Annotated in this window: 25 protein-coding genes; 6 read left to right on the top strand and 19 right to left on the bottom strand. The window is 58.9% G+C overall.

What is annotated here, in order from left to right:
- Positions 1-6 precede the first annotated feature (6 nt).
- From GZH47_RS17655 to GZH47_RS17630, 4 genes are read right to left on the bottom strand one after another with little or no spacing between them, the layout of a single operon-like run.
- Positions 7-1,899, bottom strand: coding sequence for a tetratricopeptide repeat-containing glycosyltransferase family 2 protein (locus GZH47_RS17655; RefSeq protein ID WP_162642177.1), 1,893 nt, complete (start codon positions 1,897-1,899; stop codon positions 7-9).
- Positions 1,856-4,468: a glycosyltransferase gene (locus GZH47_RS17650; RefSeq protein WP_162642175.1), complete on the bottom strand. Its 2,613-nt coding sequence runs from the start codon at positions 4,466-4,468 to the stop codon at positions 1,856-1,858. Before GZH47_RS17650 ends, GZH47_RS17655 begins: the two co-directional genes overlap by 44 nt.
- 17 nt (positions 4,469-4,485) lie before the next feature.
- The gene (locus GZH47_RS34145; protein ID WP_225446112.1) at positions 4,486-6,918 is read right to left on the bottom strand and encodes a beta strand repeat-containing protein; all 2,433 of its coding nucleotides are present in this window, start codon (positions 6,916-6,918) and stop codon (positions 4,486-4,488) included.
- A gap of 54 nt (positions 6,919-6,972) precedes the next feature.
- The gene (locus GZH47_RS17630; protein WP_162642172.1) at positions 6,973-7,263 is read right to left on the bottom strand and encodes a DUF6385 domain-containing protein; all 291 of its coding nucleotides are present in this window, start codon (positions 7,261-7,263) and stop codon (positions 6,973-6,975) included.
- A gap of 342 nt (positions 7,264-7,605) precedes the next feature.
- On the opposite strand from GZH47_RS17630, the gene GZH47_RS17625 reads away from it, so the two are divergent.
- A complete protein-coding gene (locus GZH47_RS17625) occupies positions 7,606-8,139 on the top strand; it encodes a hypothetical protein (RefSeq protein ID WP_162642170.1) in 534 nt (177 codons plus the stop codon).
- A 4-nt stretch (positions 8,140-8,143) separates the two neighbouring features.
- Entirely contained in the window at positions 8,144-8,725 is a 582-nt protein-coding gene (locus GZH47_RS17620; RefSeq protein WP_162642168.1) for a hypothetical protein, read from the top strand.
- A 106-nt stretch (positions 8,726-8,831) separates the two neighbouring features.
- On the opposite strand, the gene GZH47_RS17615 is transcribed toward GZH47_RS17620, so the two are convergent.
- The 4 genes from GZH47_RS17615 to GZH47_RS17600 all read right to left on the bottom strand — a co-directional run bounded on the left by GZH47_RS17615 (position 8,832) and on the right by GZH47_RS17600 (position 10,687).
- On the bottom strand, positions 8,832-9,290 hold the full coding sequence (locus tag GZH47_RS17615) for a MarR family winged helix-turn-helix transcriptional regulator (RefSeq protein WP_162642166.1): 459 nt from the start codon (positions 9,288-9,290) through the stop codon (positions 8,832-8,834).
- 94 nt (positions 9,291-9,384) lie between these two features.
- The gene (locus GZH47_RS17610; RefSeq protein ID WP_162642163.1) at positions 9,385-9,888 is read right to left on the bottom strand and encodes a CcdC family protein; all 504 of its coding nucleotides are present in this window, start codon (positions 9,886-9,888) and stop codon (positions 9,385-9,387) included.
- A gap of 111 nt (positions 9,889-9,999) precedes the next feature.
- Positions 10,000-10,473 carry a NanQ anomerase/TabA/YiaL family protein gene (locus GZH47_RS17605; RefSeq protein WP_162642160.1) on the bottom strand — a complete coding sequence of 158 codons (474 nt, stop codon included), beginning with the start codon at positions 10,471-10,473 and terminating at the stop codon, positions 10,000-10,002.
- A gap of 4 nt (positions 10,474-10,477) precedes the next feature.
- Positions 10,478-10,687: a YwbE family protein gene (locus GZH47_RS17600; protein ID WP_162642157.1), complete on the bottom strand. Its 210-nt coding sequence runs from the start codon at positions 10,685-10,687 to the stop codon at positions 10,478-10,480.
- Positions 10,688-10,856: 169 nt separating this feature from the next.
- Here GZH47_RS17600 and GZH47_RS17595 point away from each other — a divergent pair, with 169 nt between their 5' ends.
- Both GZH47_RS17595 and GZH47_RS17590 read left to right on the top strand, forming a co-directional pair.
- Positions 10,857-11,081, top strand: coding sequence for a DUF1450 domain-containing protein (locus tag GZH47_RS17595; protein ID WP_162642154.1), 225 nt, complete (start codon positions 10,857-10,859; stop codon positions 11,079-11,081).
- A gap of 114 nt (positions 11,082-11,195) precedes the next feature.
- Positions 11,196-11,702, top strand: coding sequence for a ferritin (locus GZH47_RS17590; protein WP_162645303.1), 507 nt, complete (start codon positions 11,196-11,198; stop codon positions 11,700-11,702).
- 138 nt (positions 11,703-11,840) lie between these two features.
- Here GZH47_RS17590 and GZH47_RS17585 read toward each other — a convergent pair whose 3' ends face one another.
- Positions 11,841-12,578 carry a WecB/TagA/CpsF family glycosyltransferase gene (locus GZH47_RS17585; protein WP_162642151.1) on the bottom strand — a complete coding sequence of 246 codons (738 nt, stop codon included), beginning with the start codon at positions 12,576-12,578 and terminating at the stop codon, positions 11,841-11,843.
- Positions 12,579-12,711: 133 nt separating this feature from the next.
- Positions 12,712-13,233: a hypothetical protein gene (locus GZH47_RS17580; protein WP_162642149.1), complete on the bottom strand. Its 522-nt coding sequence runs from the start codon at positions 13,231-13,233 to the stop codon at positions 12,712-12,714.
- A gap of 170 nt (positions 13,234-13,403) precedes the next feature.
- Here GZH47_RS17580 and GZH47_RS17575 point away from each other — a divergent pair, with 170 nt between their 5' ends.
- Complete coding sequence (locus GZH47_RS17575; RefSeq protein WP_162642146.1) at positions 13,404-14,045, top strand: Gmad2 immunoglobulin-like domain-containing protein; 642 nt, start codon at positions 13,404-13,406, stop codon at positions 14,043-14,045.
- Positions 14,046-14,157: 112 nt separating this feature from the next.
- Here the strand turns inward: GZH47_RS17575 and GZH47_RS17570 are convergent, their stop codons facing one another.
- From GZH47_RS17570 to GZH47_RS17535, 8 genes are all read right to left on the bottom strand, one after another.
- Positions 14,158-15,021, bottom strand: a complete 864-nt coding sequence (locus tag GZH47_RS17570; protein ID WP_162642144.1) for a copper amine oxidase N-terminal domain-containing protein — start codon at positions 15,019-15,021, stop codon at positions 14,158-14,160.
- Positions 15,022-15,157: 136 nt separating this feature from the next.
- Positions 15,158-15,526, bottom strand: coding sequence for a DUF4180 domain-containing protein (locus tag GZH47_RS17565; protein ID WP_162642142.1), 369 nt, complete (start codon positions 15,524-15,526; stop codon positions 15,158-15,160).
- Positions 15,527-15,574: 48 nt separating this feature from the next.
- Complete coding sequence (locus GZH47_RS17560) at positions 15,575-16,396, bottom strand: aldo/keto reductase (protein ID WP_162642139.1); 822 nt, start codon at positions 16,394-16,396, stop codon at positions 15,575-15,577.
- Positions 16,397-16,583: 187 nt separating this feature from the next.
- A complete protein-coding gene (locus tag GZH47_RS17555; protein WP_162642137.1) occupies positions 16,584-17,108 on the bottom strand; it encodes a DinB family protein in 525 nt (174 codons plus the stop codon).
- Between the two features lie 276 nt (positions 17,109-17,384).
- Positions 17,385-18,152 carry a sugar phosphate isomerase/epimerase family protein gene (locus tag GZH47_RS17550; RefSeq protein WP_162642134.1) on the bottom strand — a complete coding sequence of 256 codons (768 nt, stop codon included), beginning with the start codon at positions 18,150-18,152 and terminating at the stop codon, positions 17,385-17,387.
- A 5-nt stretch (positions 18,153-18,157) separates the two neighbouring features.
- Positions 18,158-19,186, bottom strand: a complete 1,029-nt coding sequence (locus GZH47_RS17545) for a Gfo/Idh/MocA family protein (protein ID WP_225446549.1) — start codon at positions 19,184-19,186, stop codon at positions 18,158-18,160.
- Positions 19,187-19,336: 150 nt separating this feature from the next.
- The gene (locus GZH47_RS17540; protein ID WP_162642129.1) at positions 19,337-20,734 is read right to left on the bottom strand and encodes an FtsW/RodA/SpoVE family cell cycle protein; all 1,398 of its coding nucleotides are present in this window, start codon (positions 20,732-20,734) and stop codon (positions 19,337-19,339) included.
- Positions 20,680-21,012 carry a PadR family transcriptional regulator gene (locus tag GZH47_RS17535; protein ID WP_162642125.1) on the bottom strand — a complete coding sequence of 111 codons (333 nt, stop codon included), beginning with the start codon at positions 21,010-21,012 and terminating at the stop codon, positions 20,680-20,682. Before GZH47_RS17535 ends, GZH47_RS17540 begins: the two co-directional genes overlap by 55 nt.
- A 136-nt stretch (positions 21,013-21,148) precedes the next feature.
- Between GZH47_RS17535 and GZH47_RS17530 the strand changes: the two genes are divergently transcribed.
- A complete protein-coding gene (locus GZH47_RS17530) occupies positions 21,149-22,714 on the top strand; it encodes a copper amine oxidase N-terminal domain-containing protein (RefSeq protein ID WP_162642123.1) in 1,566 nt (521 codons plus the stop codon).
- 125 nt (positions 22,715-22,839) lie between these two features.
- Here GZH47_RS17530 and GZH47_RS17525 read toward each other — a convergent pair whose 3' ends face one another.
- Positions 22,840-23,241 carry a VOC family protein gene (locus GZH47_RS17525; RefSeq protein ID WP_162642120.1) on the bottom strand — a complete coding sequence of 134 codons (402 nt, stop codon included), beginning with the start codon at positions 23,239-23,241 and terminating at the stop codon, positions 22,840-22,842.

Raw genomic sequence — 23,241 nt, 5'->3', positions numbered from 1 at the left:
CTGCCCTCACCCCCTGCCGGAAGACGGCAGCGTCAATCGCAAGCTTTGCACCGCCTGCGCATGCCCGGCCATCTGCTGTACGGCCGCCAATTGCCGGTCGGCCAGCGCAACAAGCGCCTTTACGCCGGCCCGCACGCCGTCGCGCGCCGCCGTATTTACCGCCGCATCCCCGGCAGGCCGTCCGTCCAGCAGCGCTCCGACGACGCTTCGAATGCGCTGCGCCGCAAGCGCCGAGCCATCCCCGCCGCCCGCAAGCAGCGACGGCAGCCACTCCCAAGCTGCAGGCGGATAAAGCGAATCCTCCCCGGCGTCCAGCCACGACCGCGCTTGGTTCAGGGCAGCCATACGGAATTTCGCCGTTCCCGGTGCCGGAGCAGCCGCTACGGCTTCGCGGCCGGATTCCGGCGACACTCCTGCCGGCTGCAGCCCTTCCGCAAGCTCGGCGGCTGCTTCCTCAGAAGGCTGCATGCCCCTCTCTGTGCCGGACGAAAGGTTCACGTCTTGTGCTTGCTGGCCTTCTATTTTCGCAACTGCGGACGCGTCGCCTCCGGCTTCCCTGTCCCCCGGCAGTCCCGCGGCCAAGCGCGCGCCTGCGCCCGCAAGGTCCAGCCAAAGCTGCAAAATCGCTCGCTCCCCGCCTCCCGCTCGCTCCATCCATTTCTCCAGCCACATCATCAACGCTTCGTGACAGCCGCAGTCCAGCATGATGGCGGCGAGCTTCTCGACGGCCTGAGGCGACTCCAGCGCAAACCGCGACCAAGCGAATTCGGCCAGCCGCTCCGGCGCCGCGGTGACTTTCATCATCCGGCAGAGCCGATAAAGCGGCGCAAGCAGGCTGCCCTTGAAACGCACGGATTCGGCGTACCAATGCGCTGCCGTCTCGGGATCCAGCTCCGCCTCATGCATCATGCCAAGCCAATAAGCCGACTGGTAGGTGCCCATGCCGTCTTCCGTGTGATAGAGGGCGGGCGCTTTTCCGATTGCCATCGCGGCGGCAAATGCTTCGGCGGCCTGCCTTTTCCTGCCCAGCGCGGCGAGGCTCACGCCTTTGGCATGCCACAAATCCGGATATTCCCCGTACCACCCCAGCCCTTCCTCCGCGGCCTGCAGCGCTTCCTCCCATCTGCGCAGCACCTGCAAGCAGCTCGTTTCATGCTTCACTATGAGATGCGCATAGCTGAGCGAAGCGTAATCGATGCCGTCCCGGGCCCTCCGAAATGCCCGCAGCGCTTCCTCCACCTCGCCCGCGCGAAAATACTCGACACCCAGGTTATACCAGTTGAACCGATTGTCCGGCTCCTCCTGAATCGCCTGTTCAAGCAGCGTGCGGTTGCGCCGCACTTTATCCTTAGCCGCCACGACCTCGCGCCGGTAGCCGTAATGATGGATGATCACGTCACTGAGATGAAAACGCGCCTGCGGCGTATGCCGCATAATGGGCACCGCGATCTGCTCGTGAATTCTGCCTTCGAACCGATATCTCCGGTCGTTGCGGAACATTCGCAGCACGGGATTGATCGTCGCCCCGTCGCCGCCGTCCCCGGAATAGTTCCACACGTTCAGGAAGAAACCCGTGATCTCCCGGTGAAGCGCCAGCTCCCGCAGCTGCTCCCGCGTTCCGGCATCGAGCTCTTCGTCGGCATCGAGGAAGAGGATCCACTCCCCCTCCGCGTGCGCCAGCCCGATGTTGCGCGCCCCGGCAAAATCCCCCGTCCACGCGCTGCGCACGACCGACGCGCCGGATTTTCGTGCCATATCCACTGTACCGTCCGTCGAACCCGTATCGACGATGACGATCTGGTCCACGATGCCTTTGACGCTTTGGAGGCAGCGCGGCAGGTCGCGTTCTTCGTTCTTAACGATCATGCAGAGCGTAATCAGCTTCGGCTGCTTCGCCAACGTTCATGCGCCTCCTTTGCGCGGCGGTCCATGGCGTCCGCCAGCCCATCGCTTCCGTTTGCAGCATCGCCAGCTGCAGCTGCTCGATATCCGCAAGCGGCCAGCCGCCGCCGTATGCCGCCGATGCGTGCTCCACCCAAGGCAGCAGCGCCTCCCGGGCCAGCGTCAGCGAGCAAAAGGCTGCGCCTAACCGGGCGCGCGCCTGCATCGCCTCGTCCTCGCTGTCGATTGCGGCCTCGAACATGGCCAGCGCCTCGCTGTACAGTCCTTTTAAGAGCAGCAGCTCGCCGAACGCAAAGCTTTCCTCCGCAAGAAGCGGCCGTTGCTCCATCGCCTGCAGCAGCCTCGCCGCTGCCGCTTGAGCATAACCATGGCGGTAGAGCGACAACGCGAATTGTTCCTCTAACGCTGGAGCAGCCTGCCGCAGCCTGACTGCAAGCGCCAGCAGCCCAAGCTCCAGCGCGCGCTCGACCAGCATGCCGACAAAGGAGACCCAGCCCGGAAGCGACGAGTCCACGCCCGAGGTACGGATCGGCCGAACCGCTAAGTAAGGCGCGGCGTATCGCTCGACGGCAGCGAACAGTACCGACAGTTCCTCGGACGCGGCGGATATTGCTTCGCGCAGTTCGCCGCCCAGCGGCACGCCCGCTTCCCAGCTATACAACGCGGCATCCAGGCACAAGCCGGCTGCCTGCGCAGGATCCAACGTCGGCGCCGACGCTGATTCTTCTGGCGACGCGTTGAGCTTCTTCGTGTCTGACAATGCGTTCACCTCGAGTGCCGCGCTCGAGGCATATGCGGCGCTCGAGGCTTGTGTGGTCGGGCCGTGTGATGCACGGGGTGCTGCTCTTTCGGCGGTTTTGCCGGAATCCGGGTCGTGTGATGCACGGGGTGCAGCTCTTTCGGCGATTTCGCCGGATTCCGGCACATGTAGTGTACGGGGTGCAGCTCTTTCGGAGCTTTCGTCGGATTCCGGCACATGTAGTGTACGGGGTGCAGGTCTTTCGGCGGTTTCGCCGGATTCCGGCACATGTAGTGCACGGGGTGCAGCTCTTTCGGCGATTTCGCCGGATTCCGGCCCATGTAGTGTACGGGGTGCAGCTCTTTCGGCAATTTCGCCGAATTCCGGCCCAGTCGTTTCACTCCGAGCCGCCGCAGCCAGCCCGCTCGCCGCCCCAAAAGCGCTGCGCCCGCGCCGCCCAAGCGCCGCCAGCAGCAGCGCCCGGGCTGCGCCCGCATGCCCCGCGCCCGCGAGGCTCGCCGCATAGGCGCGGGCATCATCCGGCGCGAGCGGCCCGGCCTCGCGCCACAAAACCAGCGCGGCGGCATGCGCCCCTATGCCGCCAAGCACCCGGGCAAGCAGCGCCGAATCCCCCGGCGCCGCAGCCCCCCTCGCGGCCTCCCCATCCCCGGAGGCCGCCTCGCTCTTGCCCAGGCTCGAAGCCAGCGCTTCGTGGATGGCTTCGTCGCCCTCGCCCGCGGCCTGCAGCTGCTCCGCCCAGCCGGCCAGGGCAGGCCCGTAACGCGGCGCTTCCTTGGCCGCCGCCGCGTACAAGCGCAGCGCGTGCTCGCCGCGGCCAAGCGCGGCCTCCGCAGCCGCAAGCCCGCAGCGGGCGCGATAGGTTCCCGCGCCCGCTTCCCGCACGGCGCCGCGCGAGGCATCGCCCGCGCGCAGTGCCGCTTCATAAGCGCTGCGCGCATCCGCCGCGCGCCGCTGGGCCATGAGACTGTCGCCGTACGCTAGCTGGACGTCCGGATAATCGGCGTATCGGTCAACCTCCCGATGCAGCAAGGCAGACGCGCCGTCGGCATCGCCCAGCGCCAGCAGCGTTTTGGCCCGGTCCCGAATGAGCATCTCCCGATATGGCGCGTCTGCCGGCGCAAACAAACAAGCCAAAGCAAATGCCGCCGCGGCATCCTTTGGCTTGTTCAATTGACAGAACGCAACACCTTGATTGTACAAATGGAACGGATGATCCGGTTCGAGGCGCAGCGCCTTGCCGATTAAGCGGAGATTGCGCGCAGCCTTCGCCTTGCGTGCCATCTTTTCCGGCAAATAGCCGTCATGCCGGAGACGAAGCCCGCTCGGCGGCCCGTCAACCGCGTACGGCTGAATCCCTGGCCGGACAAGCTGCTCATGAATGACGCCGGTATAGCGAAAGCCGCAATCTGCCCGGAACAGCCGCACCGCATCATGCGACAACAGATCGCTTGCTCCATGACCATAGCGGTTTTCAATGACGAGTGACAAGCTGTCGCTCTGCGCCTCGCGCAAGAGGCGGCGAAGGCTTGCCCGGTCCACTCCGGCGTCCAGCCATTCGTCCGCATCCAACACGAGCACCCACACCGTACGCGCCGCATCCAGCCCTGCATTGCGCGCCGCCGCAAAATCATCCTCCCATGCCGCCCGGACAACTCTTGCCCCGAACGCGTTGGCAATGTCGATCGTCCCGTCCATGGAGCCGGTGTCCGTAACGACAATCTCATCCGCGAGTCCCTGTACGCTCCCGAGACAGCGGCCAAGGACGTCTTCTTCGTTGCAAGCCAGGACATGAATGCCGAGCAGCATGGAATCACGCTCCCATTTTAAGTGCCTTGCGCGTTAAAATAGACATCGATGGTCGTCGGGCTGCCCGAAGCCGCCGAACGATAGGAGAGCCGGGTGTACTTCAAGAACCGCTGCGGCACGAGAACGTCCACGCTGCCGGAAGATATGCCCGTCGACGTGTCGACATCCGCATACCAGTTGGTGCCGTCGGCGCTGATCTCTACGCGGGCATCCGCTTTGTTCGTGCCGGGACCCCGGTTATACACGAAGAAGGAATACGTTCCGAGCACGCTCGTCGTCACCGGATTCAGAGATGTAAAGGCATTGCCCGTTACGAGCGAGGTGTTCGCCTGTTCAATGAAGCTTTTTTGCGAAATCGACGTTACGCTGCTTAACGTACCGGCCGTAATCGTTGCTCCAAGCACGCTCGTGATCGTTCCGTTCAGCAAGTTCGTCAGCGTTCCCGCCGTAATCGTTGCTCCGAGCACGCTCGTAATCGTGCCGTTCAGCAAGTTCGTCAACGTGCCCGCCGTGATCGTTGCTCCCATCACGCTGGTCAACGTTCCGTCCAGCAGGTTATCGATCGTGCCGACCGTCACCGTACCGCCGGAGATCGCCACCGTACCGGCTGTGATCGTGGCTCCCATTACACTCGTGATCGTACCGTTTAGCAAGTTCGTCAGCGTTCCTGCCGTGATCGTCGCCCCAAGCACGCTCGTAATCGTACCGTTCAGTAAGTTCGTCAACGTTCCTGCTGTGATCGTTGCTCCCATGACGCTCGTAATCGTACCATCCAGCAAGTTGTCGAGCGTACCTGCTGTAATCGTCGCCCCCATCACGCTCGTCAGTGTACCATCCAGTAGATTATCGATCGTGCCGACCGTCACCGTACCGCCGGAGATCGCCACCGTACCGGCTGTGATCGTGGCTCCCATTACACTCGTGATCGTACCGTTCAGCAAGTTCGTCAGCGTTCCTGCCGTGATCGTCGCCCCAAGCACGCTCGTAATCGTACCGTTCAGTAAGTTCGTCAACGTTCCTGCTGTGATCGTCGCTCCCATGACGCTCGTGATCGTACCATCCAGCAAGTTGTCGAGCGTACCTGCTGTAATTGTCGCTCCCATGACGCTAGTCAACGTTCCGTCCAGCAGGTTATCGATCGTGCCGACCGTCACCGTACCGCCGGAGATCGCCACCGTACCGGCTGTGATCGTGGCTCCCATTACACTCGTGATCGTACCGTTCAGCAAGTTCGTCAACGTGCCCGCCGTGATCGTCGCCCCAAGCACGCTCGTAATCGTACCGTTCAATAAGTTCGTCAACGTTCCTGCTGTGATCGTCGCTCCCATGACGCTCGTGATCGTACCATCCAGCAAGTTGTCGAGCGTACCTGCTGTAATTGTCGCTCCCATGACGCTAGTCAACGTTCCGTCCAGCAGGTTATCGATCGTGCCGACCGTCACCGTACCGCCGGAGATCGCCACCGTACCGGCTGTGATCGTGGCTCCCATTACACTCGTGATCGTACCGTTCAGCAAGTTCGTCAACGTGCCCGCCGTGATCGTCGCCCCAAGCACGCTCGTAATCGTACCGTTCAATAAGTTCGTCAACGTTCCTGCTGTGATCGTCGCTCCCATGACGCTCGTGATCGTACCATCCAGCAAGTTGTCGAGCGTACCTGCTGTAATCGTCGCCCCCATCACGCTCGTCAGTGTACCATCCAGTAGATTATCGATCGTGCCGACCGTCACCGTACCGCCGGAGATCGCCACCGTACCAGCTGTGATTGTCGCTCCCATGACACTTGTAATCGTACCATTCAGCAAGTTCGTCAACGTGCCCGCCGTGATCGTCGCCCCAAGCACGCTCGTAATCGTACCGTTCAGCAAGTTGGTCAACGTTCCTGCCGTGATCGTCGCCCCAAGCACGCTCGTTAACGTACCGTTCAGCAAGTTCGTCAACGTTCCTGCCGTGATCGTCGCTCCCATGACGCTCGTGATCGTACCATCCAGCAAGTTGTCGAGCGTACCTGCTGTAATCGTCGCTCCCATCACGCTGGTCAACGTTCCGTCCAGCAGGTTATCGATCGTACCGACCGTCACCGTTCCGCCGGAGATCGCCACCGTACCTGCTGTAATTGTCGCTCCCATCACGCTCGTGATCGTACCGTTCAGCAAGTTGGTCAACGTTCCTGCCGTGATCGTCGCCCCAAGCACGCTCGTCAACGTGCCCGCTGTGATCGTCGCTCCCATCACGCTCGTGATCGTACCGTTTAGCAAATTGTCGATCGTGCCGACCGACACCGTCCCGCCTGAAATCGACACATTGCTAAGCGTGCCATCCAAAATAATATTCAGTATATGGCCTTCCGTATCCGTTGCTACCGGCTGCGGCGTCAGCGTCGCATCCTGACCGAATATTAAGGTGCGCAATTTGTCCGGATTCGGATTAAAGGCCGAAAAATTCGGCATCGTTCCTCACACTACTTTCGGTTTAAAAATAGTTCTTGCCTTCTACTCCGAGCATCATCTGACCCGTTGCGATTGAAAATACACCGTCACCCCCGTTGGTTTGCCTTCGTTCAGCGACTTCACCAGTAATCTCGTGTACCGTTGAAACTTGATCGGCACGACAATGGCTGTGCCGCCATCCGGGACGATTTCTTCGGCATCGGTCGCATAATCTCTCCCGTTGGGACCGACTTCCACCTGTGCGATAACGGGCTCGCTCCCCCTATTGACGACCGCATAGGAATAGACGCTCTTATTGGAGGTATCCTGCGGGGGCAGCGCGACAAATTCATCCGTCGTTGACACGTCTGCAAAAACCTGTTCCGAGAATAAAGGGGCTGGCGGTTTGCGCTTGGTGCTGCAAGCGTGCTTCGAATCGCCGTTTCGTTTGTGACGCGGGGGAAGGCAACTTCTTCCCTTGTGGCGATCGCGGCGTCTTTTTTGGCTCATGTCATCTTCCCCTTGGTCAACGCTCATTTACTCTATGTTCGCATTCGAAATCCGGAAACGGCACATGTCCGTAGTTTGATTGTCTGCCCTTGCATAAATCCATGTTTCCCTAGGGCGGGCCGGCCCCCTTCGTCCATATACTGAATCAGAGGCTGCCTGCCGCAAGGCGGGGCCAACCTATGACCACCGAGGTGCTGCATGAACAATTACAATGTGTTTAACACCGAACATAACCCTGTTTATATGCAGCAAAATAACAATTTCACATCGCCGGGCATTAACGGCTTGCCGGAACTCGACGCCGCCAAGAGCGGCTTTCTCTTTATCCTGACCAGCGGCAGTGTCGCCGCTGGCAGCGGCAGCTCTCTTCTGCTGCAAGTAACGAATTCGAACGGCAGCGGCAAGAAGCTGTACATTTCAGGCATTACCGGAGGCACGACCGCCGCGGCCACGCTGACGGTCTTGTCCGGCGGCACGATTACGGGCGGCACGACGCCTACCCCGATCAACGCCTTGTTCGGCAGCGCCACGACAAGCGTCGTGACAACCAAGCAGAACACGGGCACCTTGGGCGGCACGCCGACAACCGTTATGGCCATGCAGCTCACGGCAGGCATGTACAATGTCGAACTCTCGGGCGGTCTTATCGTGCAGGCGAACCAGACCCTCTCCTTGACGCTCGGCACCGGCGCGCTGACAGGCTCGATCAATTTAACCTGGTGGGAGGCGTAGAGAGATGCCGAATCATTTCATATTCGACCAGAGCAACAGCAATTTCTTCGGGAAGCTCGTCAATACGTATGCCGCGCCGGGCACCGTCGCCCCGCCGGATAACAACGCGGCCGTCAACGCACGGGAGTTTGTTGCCACGTTCACCTCTTCCTCCTCCCTTGGAATTCTTGGTGGCAGCGTAATCGCGACCATGCAAATCTCGAATCCCTCCGGCAGCGGACGAACGCTCTATGTCTCCCGAATAACGGGCGGTGTCGGGATCTCGCTCAGCCTGCTCTCTTCCTTCAACGGTTCGATGACGCTTAATCGCGCCGGAACGATCGCGTCCCCCTCAACGCTAACCCCGTTCAATACGCTGTTCGGCAGCGCCGCCGCGAGCGTCATGACGGCCAGCTCTTCCGCGAGCGCCATTAGCGGCGGCACGGATTTCATCAACTACCCGATCGAACCGGGCCTGTTCAGCCTCGATTACAACGGCAGTCTCGTCGTACCGCCGAACCAGTCGATCTCCGTTACGGTCAGCGGAGCTCTCAGCGTGGCCGGCGTGCTCGCGTGCTTCGCCAATATCACGTGGTGGGAGAACTGACGGCCGCCCGCTCCCCTCGAACCGCACGCAAAAAAACAGCGGCCGCCCGCCAATGACGGGAACAGCCGCTGTTTTGCCTATGCCATATGAAGTTTCAAGATCTCTGTCAGCTCTCGGAAACGTCGCAGTCGCGCGCATGCACGTCTGCCGTTAGTTTCCGCAGCTGCTCCCGCAGCGAGACGATATCGCCCGGGGACAAGCTCGTCTGGCAGAATACGCGCTCCGGTATGGCAGCCGCGCGATCCTTCAGGCCGCGCCCTTCGTCCGTCAGTCGGACGATCACGCTCCGTTCATCCTGCTGATCGCGCTCGCGCCGCAGCAGCTTCATGCCTTCCAGCTTCTTGAGCAGCGGCGTCAGCGTCCCGGAATCGAGATACAACCGGCGGCCGAGCTCCTTCACGGGCACTTCGTCCTTCTCCCACAGGGCAAGCAAGGTGACATACTGCGTATACGTTATGCCAAGCTCGTCCAGGAACGGACGGTACAGCTTCGTCACCTCGCGCGCGCAGGCATAGAGGGCAAAACAGAGCTGGTTATCCAACTCGAGCTGCGCACTCTTCTCCATTTCATGTCTCCCTCTTTCTCCTTGTGACTGTATATCTACACAATTAAATTGCATGCAATTTATGTGGTTAGAATATCAGCTGACGTCAAGACTGTCAACCGTATTCCTTCTCGTTCACTCGCTGCAGCTTCATGAATTCGCGCAGCATCGCGATTCGCCAAACGACGATCATCCCGAACGCGAGCACGAAGAACAGCGCTCCCGTCTGCGGTATCGACACCCGGCTCTCGATCGCATCATGTGCAAGCAGCCTCACGATGAGCAAGCCGAGCAGTATGAAAATGAACATTTTGGACCGCTTCAGCACGATCTCGTCTCCGACTCGTTCCAGCTTCGACGAGCGGATAAGCGGGTAGGCGAATACGGTGGCGCCGGCGGCAAATGCAAGCAGCGCCCATGTCCACGGGATATGCGTCTCGGGCACGACGAACATGAGGAAGCCGGTGGACATGCCAAGCGGCGGAATGATGATTTTGCGCATCGTCGTCGGACGATTGCTGGCGCGCAACCGCAGAAACATCACCGCTGCGCCCGAGAGCAGCGTGATGATAATCGATGCGGCATGCCCGAACGAGAATGATTGCGGGAGAAAGCTCATCAACACGCACTCCTTTTGAACGGTTTCGTTCTAGTTTCGACATATTCTCTTATCCTACCTATTTTGCGCCGCCGTTGCAAACGCCGCCATTTGCCGGCTATCTATCACGCTCTAGGCGAGGACATCCCGGTGAATCTTCACGACCGCTTTGCGGATCGGCATGTCCTCCTCCACCGAGCAGTTCGGACGGTGGATATCCGTCGGGAACAGGACGATGAAGTCTCCAGGCACCAGATCGATGGCATTCTCGTTCCGTACCTCGCCATAGAAGGCGATATCCTGCGTTTCATAGCGGTCGTCCACGATGATTTGATCCTCCGATACTTTGGCAACGCGCATCTGTTCGCGCCCTTGCAGCAGCAGCTGCACATCCGTATGCAGCATATGCGTCTCCGGCTTCACCTCGCGCCAAGGACGCGTCTCAGGTTCATTGATGAGCAGGAACATGCCTTCTTCGCCGAGCTCATGCCGTCCTGCAGGAAGCGCATCCAGGTCCATGCTTTGCAAGCGCTCGATGGCGCGGCGTACGCCGGCCGGGAACGTATGCTTTTCATTCTCCCAATTGTTCAAATCGCTGAAGATCATTATCCTAGCTCCCTTCGGTAATGACTGTTTTGACTCTGCCCACGTCGCCGCTTTGCAGGCGCACCTTGATACCGTGGGGATGATTCGGCGAATTCGTCAAAATATCCTTCACGACGCCGCGGGTAAGCCGCCCTGTCGGCTGGTCTTTCTTCAATACGATGTCGACCGTGAGACCGGGTCTGATGTTGGAACGCTGTTGTCCGTTTGTGCTCATACGTTGTAACTCCCTCTATGGCTTTTTTCTGTACACATCATAAGCCAGCGAACAAGTGAAGTAAAGATTTGGGCCGTTCGCCCATTTTCCCGTTGACAGCGATAATGAGAATCACTATCATTAGGTATGCAAACACATCTTGCCTTTCAGAGAGGTTGGTTCCGGACGCATGAAGAAAATCAAATACTGCTGCCGCAACTTTAAACATGGTTCCAAATCCGTGTTCAAGTCGCTCAAACAGGAGTTTCCCGACTTGAAACAGAAGAAGAAGGACTGCCTCAGCAATTGCAAGCTGTGTTCCAAGCAATGCATGGTGCTCATTGGAAAGAATGAAGTTATCGTCGCCCCGACCGCAGACGTGCTGTATGCAAAACTGAAGCATCGGATAGGCTAATATGGAATAGTATGGTACGATATGAGAAGAAGCTCCCGCTATCCTGAAGGATACGGAAGACTTCTTCTCTTTACGTTTACCATAACCAATATGACAAGGGAGGTGCGGCCGATGATGAACGAAGTCCTAAGCGAAGCAGTTAACGAGCAGATGAATTTCGAGTTTTATTCCGCCCATGTGTATATGGCGATCGCCGCTTATTGTTCCGGGGAAAGCCTGGACGGCTTCGCCAATTTCTTTATCGTTCAAGCGGAGGAAGAACGTTTCCACGCCATGAAAATGTACAAGTATCTCAATGACCGCGGCAAGCGCGTCAAGCTAGACGGCATGAGCACACCCAACAATGACTATAGCTCGATTCTCGAAGCGTTCGAACACGCCTACCATCACGAGCAAGAAGTCACCAAGCGCATCTACCACCTGTCCGATCTCGCCATGAACGACCGCGAGCATGCGACGATCCAGTTCCTGAAATGGTTCATCGACGAGCAGGTCGAAGAAGAATCCATGTTCGACAGCATCATCAACAAGCTGAAGCGGATCGACAAGGACAGCAATGCCTTCTTCATGCTGGATACCGAGTTCGCCGCGCGGACATTCGTTCCGCCGACGAACGCGTAACGATCATAGACAGTACGCAAAAAGGACAATCTTCGAGGATTCTCGGGGATTGTCCTTTTTTATTGCCGCTCGTATACGAACGCGTTCGTTCCTAGCGCCGCATGTCCCCATGCAGCTTCCGCTCTCGTCCCGCAACTATCAACGGCGCTTCGTCGTCAGAATAGTGAGCGCGAACTTCGGCAGCACGAGCTGGCGGCGCCAGCGCGAAGGCTGCTTCAGCAGCCGGTACAGCCATTCGACGTTCAGCTTCTGCCAGATGACCGGCGCGCGCTTCACTTTGCCCGCGATAACGTCGAGGCTGCCGCCAACGCCGAAAGCGACCTTCGCTTTCAGGCGGCTCTTGTGCTTGTAGATCCATTTCTCGGCGTTCGGCGCGCCGAACGCTACGATCAGCAGATCGGGCTGCTTCCTCTCGATGTCGGCGACGAGCGCTTCTTCCTGATCGCCTTTGAAGTATCCGTTATGCCTGCCGACGATCGTCACGCCGGGATACTTGTCCGCAATGATGCCGGCGGCCTTCGCGTTCGTCTCCTCGTCGGCTCCGACGACATACAGCGAGAAGCCGCGCTTCGACGCGCCTTCAAGCAGCCGGATCAATAAGTCGAACCCGGTCACGCGCTCCGGAATATGTACGCCCTGCCATTTTGCCGCCAGCACGACGCCGATGCCGTCAGGCGTAATCAGATCGGCCGCATTGACGATCTGCTGCAGCTCCGGCTGCTGTTTGGCTGCCATTACGATTTCGGGATTAGCCGTAATCAGGTGGAACAGCCGCGACTGCGAGCGTTCGCCCGCCAGCTTGCCTTGAAGCACTTTCACTGTATCCGAAAGCGTCATTTTCGAGAATGGTACGCCCAATATCTTGACGGAATCCATACTTCACCTTCCTCTGCACACGTTTGCTGTCCCTTATTGTAGCATAGGGCGCATGCTGGCGAAAGAAGCCGGCCATCCGCGGCCGGCATCTCGACTGACACGCTAAGGGACCCCCGCACGCGCGTTGATGCAATTAGAACTTATCCGCAATCCAGCGGATCAAGTCGCCGATGATCGGCACGAGCCCGAAGCCGTGTTGACCGATGGCGACAAGGCCATAGACGCGCTCGCCGATCGCTACCGCGCCGAGCACGTGCTGCCCGATGGCCACGGCGCCCAGCGCGTTCCCGCCGATGGCGACAGCGCCTAGCGCGGATTCGCCGATCGCTACCGCGCCCAAGGCGAGGTCCCCGATGGCAACTGCTCCCGCGGACAGCCCGCTCGATATCGCGACGGCGCCGAGCGCCAGCATCCCGCCGAGGGCAACCGCGCCGAACGACAGGATGCCGGCCGCTACCGCGCCGCCTGCAACCAGGCCGACCGCAATGTCGCCGATTGCGATGAGGCCGAAGGCGATTTTCGGTCTTCCTCTGCCCGCGCTCGTGCGGACGCTAATGACGGGAAACTTGGATGTCGGCCACTGGTAGTCGATCTCATCCCGTCCGTTATTCCCTAAATAGCGATTAAAACGAAGCAGCCGCTTCCACTCGAACATGCTGGCGATCACTCCCTCATGGGACCATTGGTGATTCAATGCTTTCTTTCCAGCGTATACTAAATACAAGAGCCCAGGCAACCTCGTCCGCGCAATATTAAACGATTTTTTAGCGCACCCGCGCTCCTATGAAGCATGATCCGATTATACGAAAGGCAGGTCGATGCGGGATGAAGAGAATCTTCTCGTTCATGATAGGCGCCGTTGTCCTTATGCTGGTCTTCTCCATGCTTGCCGGCTGCTCCGGGAACAGTCAAAACATAGCCAATCCGCCAGGCAATGCGCCGTCAGGGAATCAAGGCAGCGGCGATACGGCCACACCGGGCAGCGGTACGAATACAGGAAACAACGGTACGGTAACGGAACCGGCCAATACGCCGGACGGCAATACGAGCACGAATTCGAGTACGAATCAGGGGACAAACGCAGGAACGAATTCGGGTACGGCGGCCAACGACGGGAAGCCGAAGATCGTCGCCTCGAATGAAGCATTCCGGGTCTATGAACCGGCGCCGGATGCGGTAATCGGCAAGGCATTTACGGTGAAAGGCGAGGCGAGCGTCTTCGAAGCGGCGTTCAGCTACTCCTTGGAAGACGGACATAATGTGCTGGCGGAAGGCCATGCCATGGCCGACATGGGCGCGCCGGAATGGGGGAAATTCGAGTTTACGGTAACGTTGACCGACATGCCGACCAGCCCGACCGGCGTACTGACGATCTACGAATCGAGCGCCAAGGACGGCTCGTCCGTTCACGAACTGCATATTGCCTACACGTTCGAGAAAGGGCTGCTGAAGCTGGAAACGGAATAGCGCGCATGCGCGTACCGGCGAAGAACGGCAAGGTTGTCCATTCATGAAGAAGGCGGTTGTCTCCCGGGACAGCCGCCTTCTTCGCGCGAGGCCTTAGACTAGCGGGACGGACTCAATCGGAATCGGCATGACGTTCGCCGATCATTCCGCCGACCGCCAGCACGTACTTCAGCGATCCGTTCGCTTGACCGACGGGGAAGGACAGTTTATACGTGTTCGAAGCCGTCACCGGCGGCCTTGCCCGAGCGGCATCCGCGAATGCCCACTTGCCGTTGTCCCACACGAAGATCGGCTGCAGGTTCTCGGCTCCCGCGGGCAGATCGTAACCGGAAACGTTCTCCGACCGGATCGTCACGGTGCTTGTCTCCGTCCCCGGCTTGGGAGGCGTAAGCGTAACCGCGCGCGGCCGAATCGCGCTCGGTTCCGCGGTCGAGGCAGGTGACCCGCTCGGGGAGATGCCGCCGCTGGCTTCCAATTCCGACAAGAGCTTGCTGCTCTTGTAGAAACGTTCGTCGGTCATCGTCAGCAAGTAGTCGCGGAAGGTGCTCTTGATATGCAGCCCGTTCAGCAGCGCTCTAACGGGAACGAACAGCTGACCGTTCTTCAGCACGGGCACCGTATCGAGCTTCGTCTCCTTGCCGTTATAGGCAACGCGCTTCGAATTCAGCGTCACTTCGACGGTTTGGCCCTCCCAAGCAACCGTAGCCTTCTTGCTTGCCGAATCGTAGCCGACCTTCGAGCCGATCAGCTCGCTCACGGCCCGAAGCGGCAGCATCAGCCGCTGCTGGGTATCGAAATACGGTACGTCGGGCGTCGTGTAGAGCACATAATATTGATTGATTTTCAGCAGCACCGAGTAGGAAACCGCTGCCGAGCCGGGAGAGCCTCCGGCGGCTGCCGTCGTTCCGGCAAGCCCGGGCGCAAGCAAGGAAGCCGTCATCACGAGCGAAAGCGATAAACGTTGGAAGGCTTTCACACCATTCACTCCTCTTTATCAGAACTCATGCATTCGTATGATGCAAACGGCAGGAAGAAGGTTCCAGCTCCCCGTGCGCATATCCAAATAAACGTCCCGCCTGGCCGGACAGTCCGGAAATAGCGGATGGCTGCCGTTAGCCCAGGCTATGGAGCGCCGCCAAAGCTTCCGCCTGGTCCGCGAGGAAGAAGAATTGCTTGCCCTGGTTGCATTCATAGATGAAATCCCGCAGGCTCTTGCTGTCATAGCCGCTGAAATCGCCGACGATGGCAAGCTTGACGCCATAGTTGGTAAACTTCTGCAAGATATCGCCGGCCAGCTTCGTCCGCAGCTCGAAGAAGTCGTCCGTCAGGTTTTCTTTGCGAATAAGCAGTTTATAGGCCTCGTTGTTATAGCTCACGGAAGCCATCAAATCCAGCGCATCCTGCACCTCGCCGATGACGATCTCGTCGCTGTCGACGACGGCCACCTTGGACGCGCCTTTCTGGTCGATCGTGATGTTCATGCTCCTATCCCCTTTCTATGCTCGATTGATCGAGCGAAACGCCCTCATTTAGAAATTGAAATTGTCCGGATCCGCTCCAAACCGTTTGTTCCGGTTCATCGCATCGAGCTGCGCCATGTCGTCGTCCGACAGCGCAAAATCGAATATCGCTAGATTCTCCATCATCCGGTTCCGGTTCGCGCTCTTCGGAATCGTCACCACGCCGTGCTGAATATCCCAGCGCAGCACGATCTGAGCCGGCGTCTTCCCGTATTTGGCCGCGAGCGCCGACACTTCCGCTTGGTCCAGATGGCCCGACATGAGCGGCCCCCAAGCCTCAGGCTGGATGCCGAGCTCCGCGCAGAAGGCGCGCAGTTCCGTTTGCGCCAGCAGCGGATGAAACTCCACCTGGTTCACCATCGGAACGACGCTGCAAGTCTCGAGCAGCTCGCGAAGGTGATTGGGCTGGAAATTGCTCACGCCGATCGCTCTGGCATGCCCTTCGCGGTAGAGGTGCTCCAGCGCCCGCCACGTATCCGCAAACTTGCCTTTGACCGGCCAGTGAACCAAGTAAAGATCGATAACGTCCAAGCCCAGCTTCTTGCGGCTGGACTCGAACGCCCGGAGTGTCGATTCATAGCCCTGCTCCTGATTCCACACTTTAGTCGTGACGAAGATATCGTCCCGCGCGATGCCGCTGTCCTTGATCGCCGTACCGACGCCGGCTTCGTTATCGTAGAAGGACGCCGTATCGAAGGAGCGGTAGCCAACCTCTACTGCCGTCCGAACGGCATCGGCGACCTCGCGGCCGTCTTGAAGCTGCCATACGCCGAAACCGAGCATAGGCATCGGTACGCCGTTCCGCAATACGACTTGCTGATCGAGCTGCATGTCATTTATCCCCTCTCGCTTGTTTGGATGCTTGTCATTCTTATCATAGAGTCGCCGCGCGGCGAAAGATAGCGCTTTTTACCGCTAATAGCAAGCTGTTTCACTTGGTTCCACCGCCGCATCGCCTTCAACTAGCTCTGAAATGCCTGGTGGAGGATCACCAGGCATTGGACTATGGATCTATGGTTCATGGCCTCTTCAATATGCCGAGGAAAGCTGTCCACGGACCGACGTCCGTCCGATAGCGTTCGGCCATGACGCGCACGATTTGGGCAAGATGCGTCATATCGTGAACGACCCATGTCGATAGCAATTCCCTCGCCTTTACGACTCCGAACGACGGATGCCTGCCCGTACGCTCCAAGTCCTTCGCCGGATCCACCAACATGCGCAATTGATTTATATTCGCGGTTCGAATCGTTTGAAACTCCTCAAGCTTCTGCTGCAGAGGCAGCTCGGACCGGCCCAGATGGGCGAAACGGTCGAAAGGCGGAAACGGCTTGCGCTCTCCCTCCTGAAGCAGGAAGGCCAATCGCGGGAGCCAATTCGTTCGTTCGCCTTCGATGAGATGGTCAATAACCTCGACGGGGTTCCACGTGCCTTCGCCCTCGTTGGACTTAAGCCAGTTATCGGACAGGCCGGATAGCATAGCCGCTACAGTAATCGGGGTACGCTCGAGCACCTCAATGGCCTCTTCCAATTGGAAATTCATCTTATTCTCCTTCCCGAACGGTTGCTTGCTCCTATCTAATTAAGAACGGGTTGACTCTGATGCCGTAAGCGCTATGCCTCTCTATTCTATCAAGATGCCCGGGGTGTTTCATCTGCAACGAGGCGATTCGCTAGAAAATCGAAACGGCGCATTGTGACCGAATAAGCTTCATACGATTCGCTAGGTATCGGCATGCCAGCCCAGCCAGGTGGAAGAATGACAAACGAAAAAAGAGCCTGCCCTCCCGGGCAGACTCGGCTCCATGCTCGCTCGCGATTAGCCGCCGAGAAGCCCCGCTTCTTTCAAGTTCAAATAACTGGCCGTGATCGTCTCGAACGGCGACAGATTGCGCAGTCGGTCCTGCTCGACGACCATCCACTCCACCCCGATTTCGCGGGCTTTCAGAATCGACGGCGCGATCCGGACGACTCCGGTGCCGACGGCGGTCCATTGGTCCGGCTCCTCCGCCGTCCGCACGTCCTTCACGTGAATGGCAGGCACGCGGCCGGCCATTTTCTCCAGCACGGGCACGGGATCGACGCCGCCCATCGTAATCCAGGCGATGTCCATTTCGAAGAACACCGCTTTCGGATCGGTATACTCTGCCAAGATATCCATGGCGCAAACCCCGTTCCACGCGGTCCGGAACTCATGCGCGTGATTGTGGTAGCAAAGCTTGACGCCTTCTGCCGCAAGACGGGCGCCGGCTTGATTGTAGAGTTCCGTGTCGCGAAGCAGCTCGTCCTTGGAATCGCAAGGCCCCCACCACACCGTTACATGCGGAGCCTGCAGGGCCACGGCATTGGCGGCCAGCTTGTCCAGCCCTTCCCGCAGCGATTCGCGGCTCGCGCTGAGCGTGATGGTCTCCATTCCGAGCGCGCGGTAGCGTTTCAGGTTACTCTCGACGTCGCCTTCCAACAGATAGTGCTCCACGCCTTCGATGCCTTGATAGCCGATCGCCGCCGCCTTGCCCGCCGCGCCCCAGAAATCCGCCTTCATCTCTTCATGGATGATGCCGATCAAACCGAGTTTAGGATTCGTCATCGTCATTACGCTCCTTGTCCGGCCGCCGGTGCGAAATGGCCGGCTTCCAGTAGTTGAATGAATGGATTATCGGTCACGCCTTCAAGCGGAAGCTCCACGCGCGCATGGCGGCGGACCGACTCGTAGAACGCATAAATGATTTCGCTGGCGCGGAGCGCTTTGCGATACGACAGCTCCGGTTCCGTGCCCGCGGCAAGACTGCTGACGATATCGTCGATGACGCCTGTCATTTGGTTGCCTTCCGGACTTGAAGGAACCTCCGGCTTCCAGGCCGGGTCGTCATAGGATCTGACCTCGCCGATCCCTCCGTCCCAATTCACTTCGATGAAGCCGCCGCTGCCGATCAGACGGATGCCGGTATGCATATCCTGGTCCGGTCCCCCAGTCTGAATATTGGCGCGAACGCCATTCTCGAAGACAAGCGTGCCGACCGCCATGCTCTCCGCGCGGACGTTGAACCAGTTCAGCGGGTTCGTGCCGTCGACGGCGCCAAGCACCCATTTCACGCCGATCTCTTCATTGAAACTGAGCGCCTGATCGAAGGTGTGCGTGCCGCAGTCCAGCAGATTCGGCGGCGAGTAGAGATCCATGCGGAGCAGCTTGCCGATCCGCCCTTCCTTCATCCACTGGCGGACAAGCTGATTGCCTTCCGCGAAACGGCGCTGATGGCAGAACGTCAGCTGACTGCCCGTCTCCTCGGCGATACGCGCCATCTCCAGACAGTCGCCCCAAGACGGAGCCATCGGCTTCTCGGAGTGGACGGCTTTCACGCCGGCCGCCGCGCAAGCCTGGAACATCTGCAGATGCAGCGGCGTCCATAGGCAGGAGATGACGATATCCGGTTTAACCGCCGCCAGCATCTCTATGTAGTCGGCATACACGACCGCGTTAAATCCGTAATGGTCGTTAAACGCCCGGGCCGCCTCCGTATTCAGATCGGCTAGCGCAACCACCTCGCAGCGGCTGTCTGTCTGCACGGCAGCGGCATGGGGCTTCGCCCGATTCCCGCATCCGATGAACGCAACACGATACACAGTCAACTCTATCGCCTCCTCGGTTTCTTCCAAATGTAAGCGTATCACAAACCGAGGAAGCCGGGGATAGAGAGATGTCCGTTCCGCATAGGAAAAATGTCGTTTGATCCTACTGCGACTGCGTCTGTGACTACGACTATTACAATCGTGCTACGCTTGATTCATCGGAGCATGATGCGCCCCGCCCAGCATGTCCTTGCGTCTGTATGCGCTCAGCATGAGGCCCAATGCGCCAAGCTCCAGGCAGGTATTCGCGTTCCAATTCAGAATCGGCAGCTGCATGCCCCCGAGAACCGGAAACATGCCTAGGCACATCAAGACATTCCACAGATACTGAATGCCGAGTACCACCGACAAGCCGATAACCAAATTTCTCGCATACCCGTCCGAAAGTTTCATTCCCATCAGGATCATCCGGCTCACGAAAAACAGCGCAAGCACCGCGACGGCGATGCCGAATACCCAGCCAAGGCTGTACACCAAATAAGAATACGTAAATTGACCCGCGATATCCGGCAGCGTGCGGGTCGGGGCCCCGAAGCCTTGTCCCCACATGCCGCCGCTATGAATGGCTTCAATCGAGCGCACCGTATGATAGGCGGTGGACTCATCCCGATGAAGGAAAGCCATATGCCGCTCCCAAACCGAACGCCATAAATCCGAATTATACGTCTTTTGAACATAGAACAGGAGTAGCGCGAAGATGCTTAGACCGGTCAGCAGCAGCTTCCATTGCCTGTTCATGAGCAGGAGAACGGCCACACCAAACAGATAGATGATCAAATAGCCGACCGCAGGCGCCGATAGGAAGAGAAACACCGGAAGCACGACATAGACAACCCCGCCGAAAACCGATCTTTTGGCAGATGCCATCCAGTCTCCACTCGGAACCGATTTCGCATTATGCAGCAATCCGGCCACGGCGATGATCAGCAAATACGGGGCTGCCGCACAGATGTTGATCGTATACGCCCCTATCATAATCCACTGCTTTGCCCCGTTCAGCTGAGTGCCATGCCATTGAACGGCAGCCATAAGCAGCAGCGTGCCGGCATAGACGGCGCCGGATACGTTCAGCAGCCTGCGGTAGTCGATGAAATACAAGCTGCCCATCACGGCAATGCCCATTCCGGCAAAAACCAGCTTGCGGCCGATCGCCAGCTGTCCGTCCAGCGCGGCATTTAACGAGAACGACGCGATCACCCCCAGAAGGAGCATGCACGCCGTCAGCGCGATGACGCTCCATTCCGTCCGCGGCTTATGCGCCTGGTGCAGCTGTTTGCCCACTTCCTCCGGATCGCCCATCTGCAGCAGCGCCTCATGGACGGCTTCATCCTCGCTCTTCCCATGGCGATCGACCTTCTCGTCGATCAGCTCTTCCAAGTGACTTTGCATTTCCAAGCGGATTTCCTCATGCATCGCCTTGGCCTTGATTTGCGCGCATAGCCTGTCCAGATACCGACTCACGGCCGCATGCCGTCCGATGTCCCCCATTACGCCCGCCCCTCCCCGATAATGCGCGAGACCGTCGAGCTGAACAACGTCCATTCCCGCTCCTTCTCGACCAGCGTCTTCTGTCCTTCCTGCGTCAGCCGGTAATACTTGCGCTTCCGTCCGCCTTCCTCGCCCCAGTAAGCTTCCACGAGCCGTTCGACCTCAAGGGTATGCAAAATCGGATACAACGTCCCTTCCTTGAACGTGAACAGGCCGTCGGACTGCTGCTCGATCCGCTTCGCCATCTCGTAGCCGTACAAATCCTTATGCTCCAGCAGCTTCATGATCAGAATGACCGTACTGCCTTTCAGGAGCTCCTTGTTGATTTTCATCGCGTCCTCCTTTTAATACCTCGACTATCTATGTATCGTTTATCTAGGTATAACATGAATGCCGAACGACTGCAACTTTTTTCCAGTCCGACCAGTCTATCTATGTGCTCGCTTACCCTTAAAGGAGGATTATTCGATGAACATACAACGTTTGTACGCACTTGGCTTGTCGATACTGCTGGCTGCCGGCGTCTTGGGCGGGACGACGGCTGCAGCGCAGGCGGCTGAGCTCCCTGCTGCTGCGGCAAGTTCCACTGCGCAGGCACCCGCGGCAGCGGATGATGGTTCCGCGGCTGCCGTTCCGGCGCCCGCGAAATGGCCGGAAACGATTCAAGCAGCAGTTATCGCGCGGGTCCAGATGCAGCACGCCGATATGATTTACGTGCCGCTCTTCGGCTCCCGTGAAGCGGACAAGGCCGCCCTTGCGAAAACGGCGATCATCGTGAACCGGCTCATCGGGAAACTCAAACCGTCGAAGGAGCAGCTGGTCGGCGAAGATTCGTTCTTCTCTACCAATCTCGATGTGATGCTTACGGACGGCACCGAGATCTATCTGCGTTTCAAGGATTCGAAGAACGTGCTGGTCTATATCGGAGAGGATGAATATAGCACCGTCGACGATCTCGCCTTGAGCGAGTTGTATAAGCTGCAGCAATCGCCGCAGTCGGACGTCAGCACCCGCAGTCCGGCCATCGGGCAGACCGTCCGCATGACGGGCAGCGACGCTCCCTTGCAGCATGGCATGGTCAGGGTATTCGTCGAGACGCCGGGCTCATCCGGCGGCTACCAGGCGCCGAAGGGCATCTATTACCCGTCCAAACGGGCATTGCTCGTCTATTCGGCGCCTTACTCGGAGGCACGTTACGACTTTCAGTTCACGATGCCCGCGTACGGTGAAGCGATCGACGGCAGCTTCAAGCCGATTACGCCCGGAAAATACGAGCTCGACGTCGATACCGGCGCCAGCATGACCATGCGCAGCGTGACGATCGCCCCTCCGGCAGCCGCCCAGTTTGTCATCAACGGCGTCGTCGTAAGCGACCCGGCGCTTGCGCCAGTGGTCAAGAACGGCGTCATGCTGCTGCCGATGCGCGCGCTTGCGGAAGCATTCGGGTGGGACGTGAAATGGGACGCCGCGCATAAAGCCGCGTTCGTTTCCTCGCTGTCCGAGGTTCCTGCCGCAAGTCTCGGAAGCAGCACCGCTTTGTCGCTGTGGGTGAACGGCGAGCAGCTTGCCGGCGCGAACGCCAAACCCGTAGTCGTGAAGGGCAGCATATATCTGCCGCTGCGGGCGACGGCGGAGGCGTTCGGCTTCCATATCGAGTGGACGCAGAGCGTTCGCGGCGCGTTCCTCACTTTCATGCCGCAGCTGCTGAAGGAGAGCCTATATGCGGGCGACGCGAGGAAGCTTGCTGCCGTGAAGCTCATGAACGGCTATGTAAATGCGCTTAACGGCCGCGACGTCTCCGCGCTCGGGAAACTGTTCGTCAAGAATGCCGCGCCGGCGACGGTGATCGAAACGATCGGCCAACGGCTCATCACGGGCATCCGCTCCGTCACGTTCGAAGACCGTCCCGGCGGCACGCTGCTAGCGAACGCGACGTTCACGTATTTGTTCGATCCGAACGGCAATAAATCGGGTACCCCGGGAATCGTGTTCGCGCTGGAGGATGGGGTTTGGAAGATCGCGGATGTGGATTGATGCGGAGTAGAAGTATGGAGTAAGAACCAGCAACAGGAATCCAGAATAGAAACTTTGTACAAGAATAAAGCGGCCGCCTCGGACTTTGAAGTCCTGGGCGGCCGCTTTGAGTCTGTTACGAACCTTTATGTTCCTTCTGGTGTCGTCGTCGAAATCTGCCAGCGAATGCCGTACGGATCGACGAGACGGCCGAACATGCTGCCCCAGAACATTTTCGCGAAAGGCATGAGCACGCTGCCGCGCGCGGCAAGGTTGTTGAAGGCTTGCTCCGCCTCCTCGGCGCGCTCGTACTCCAGGGTCAGATCCAGCCCGTTGCCGCGCTGAATCGTATCGGAGTCGGCCATATAGAACGTCAGTCCCGCCGCCCGCAAAATCAAATGCATCACGCGTTCGCGATCCTCCGGCGCACCGCCCGGCATGTCGCCGAAGGTTTGCACGCTCGCGATCTCCCCGCCAAGCGCTTTCGCGTAGAAGTCTGCCTGCTCGCGGGCGTTGCTGCTGTAGATGTAAGGGGTCAATTTAGCCAT

Source organism: Paenibacillus rhizovicinus, from assembly GCF_010365285.1.
In the GTDB taxonomy this organism is placed as follows: domain Bacteria; phylum Bacillota; class Bacilli; order Paenibacillales; family Paenibacillaceae; genus Paenibacillus_Z; species Paenibacillus_Z rhizovicinus.
This window is presented reverse-complemented; position numbering and strand designations above follow the sequence as displayed.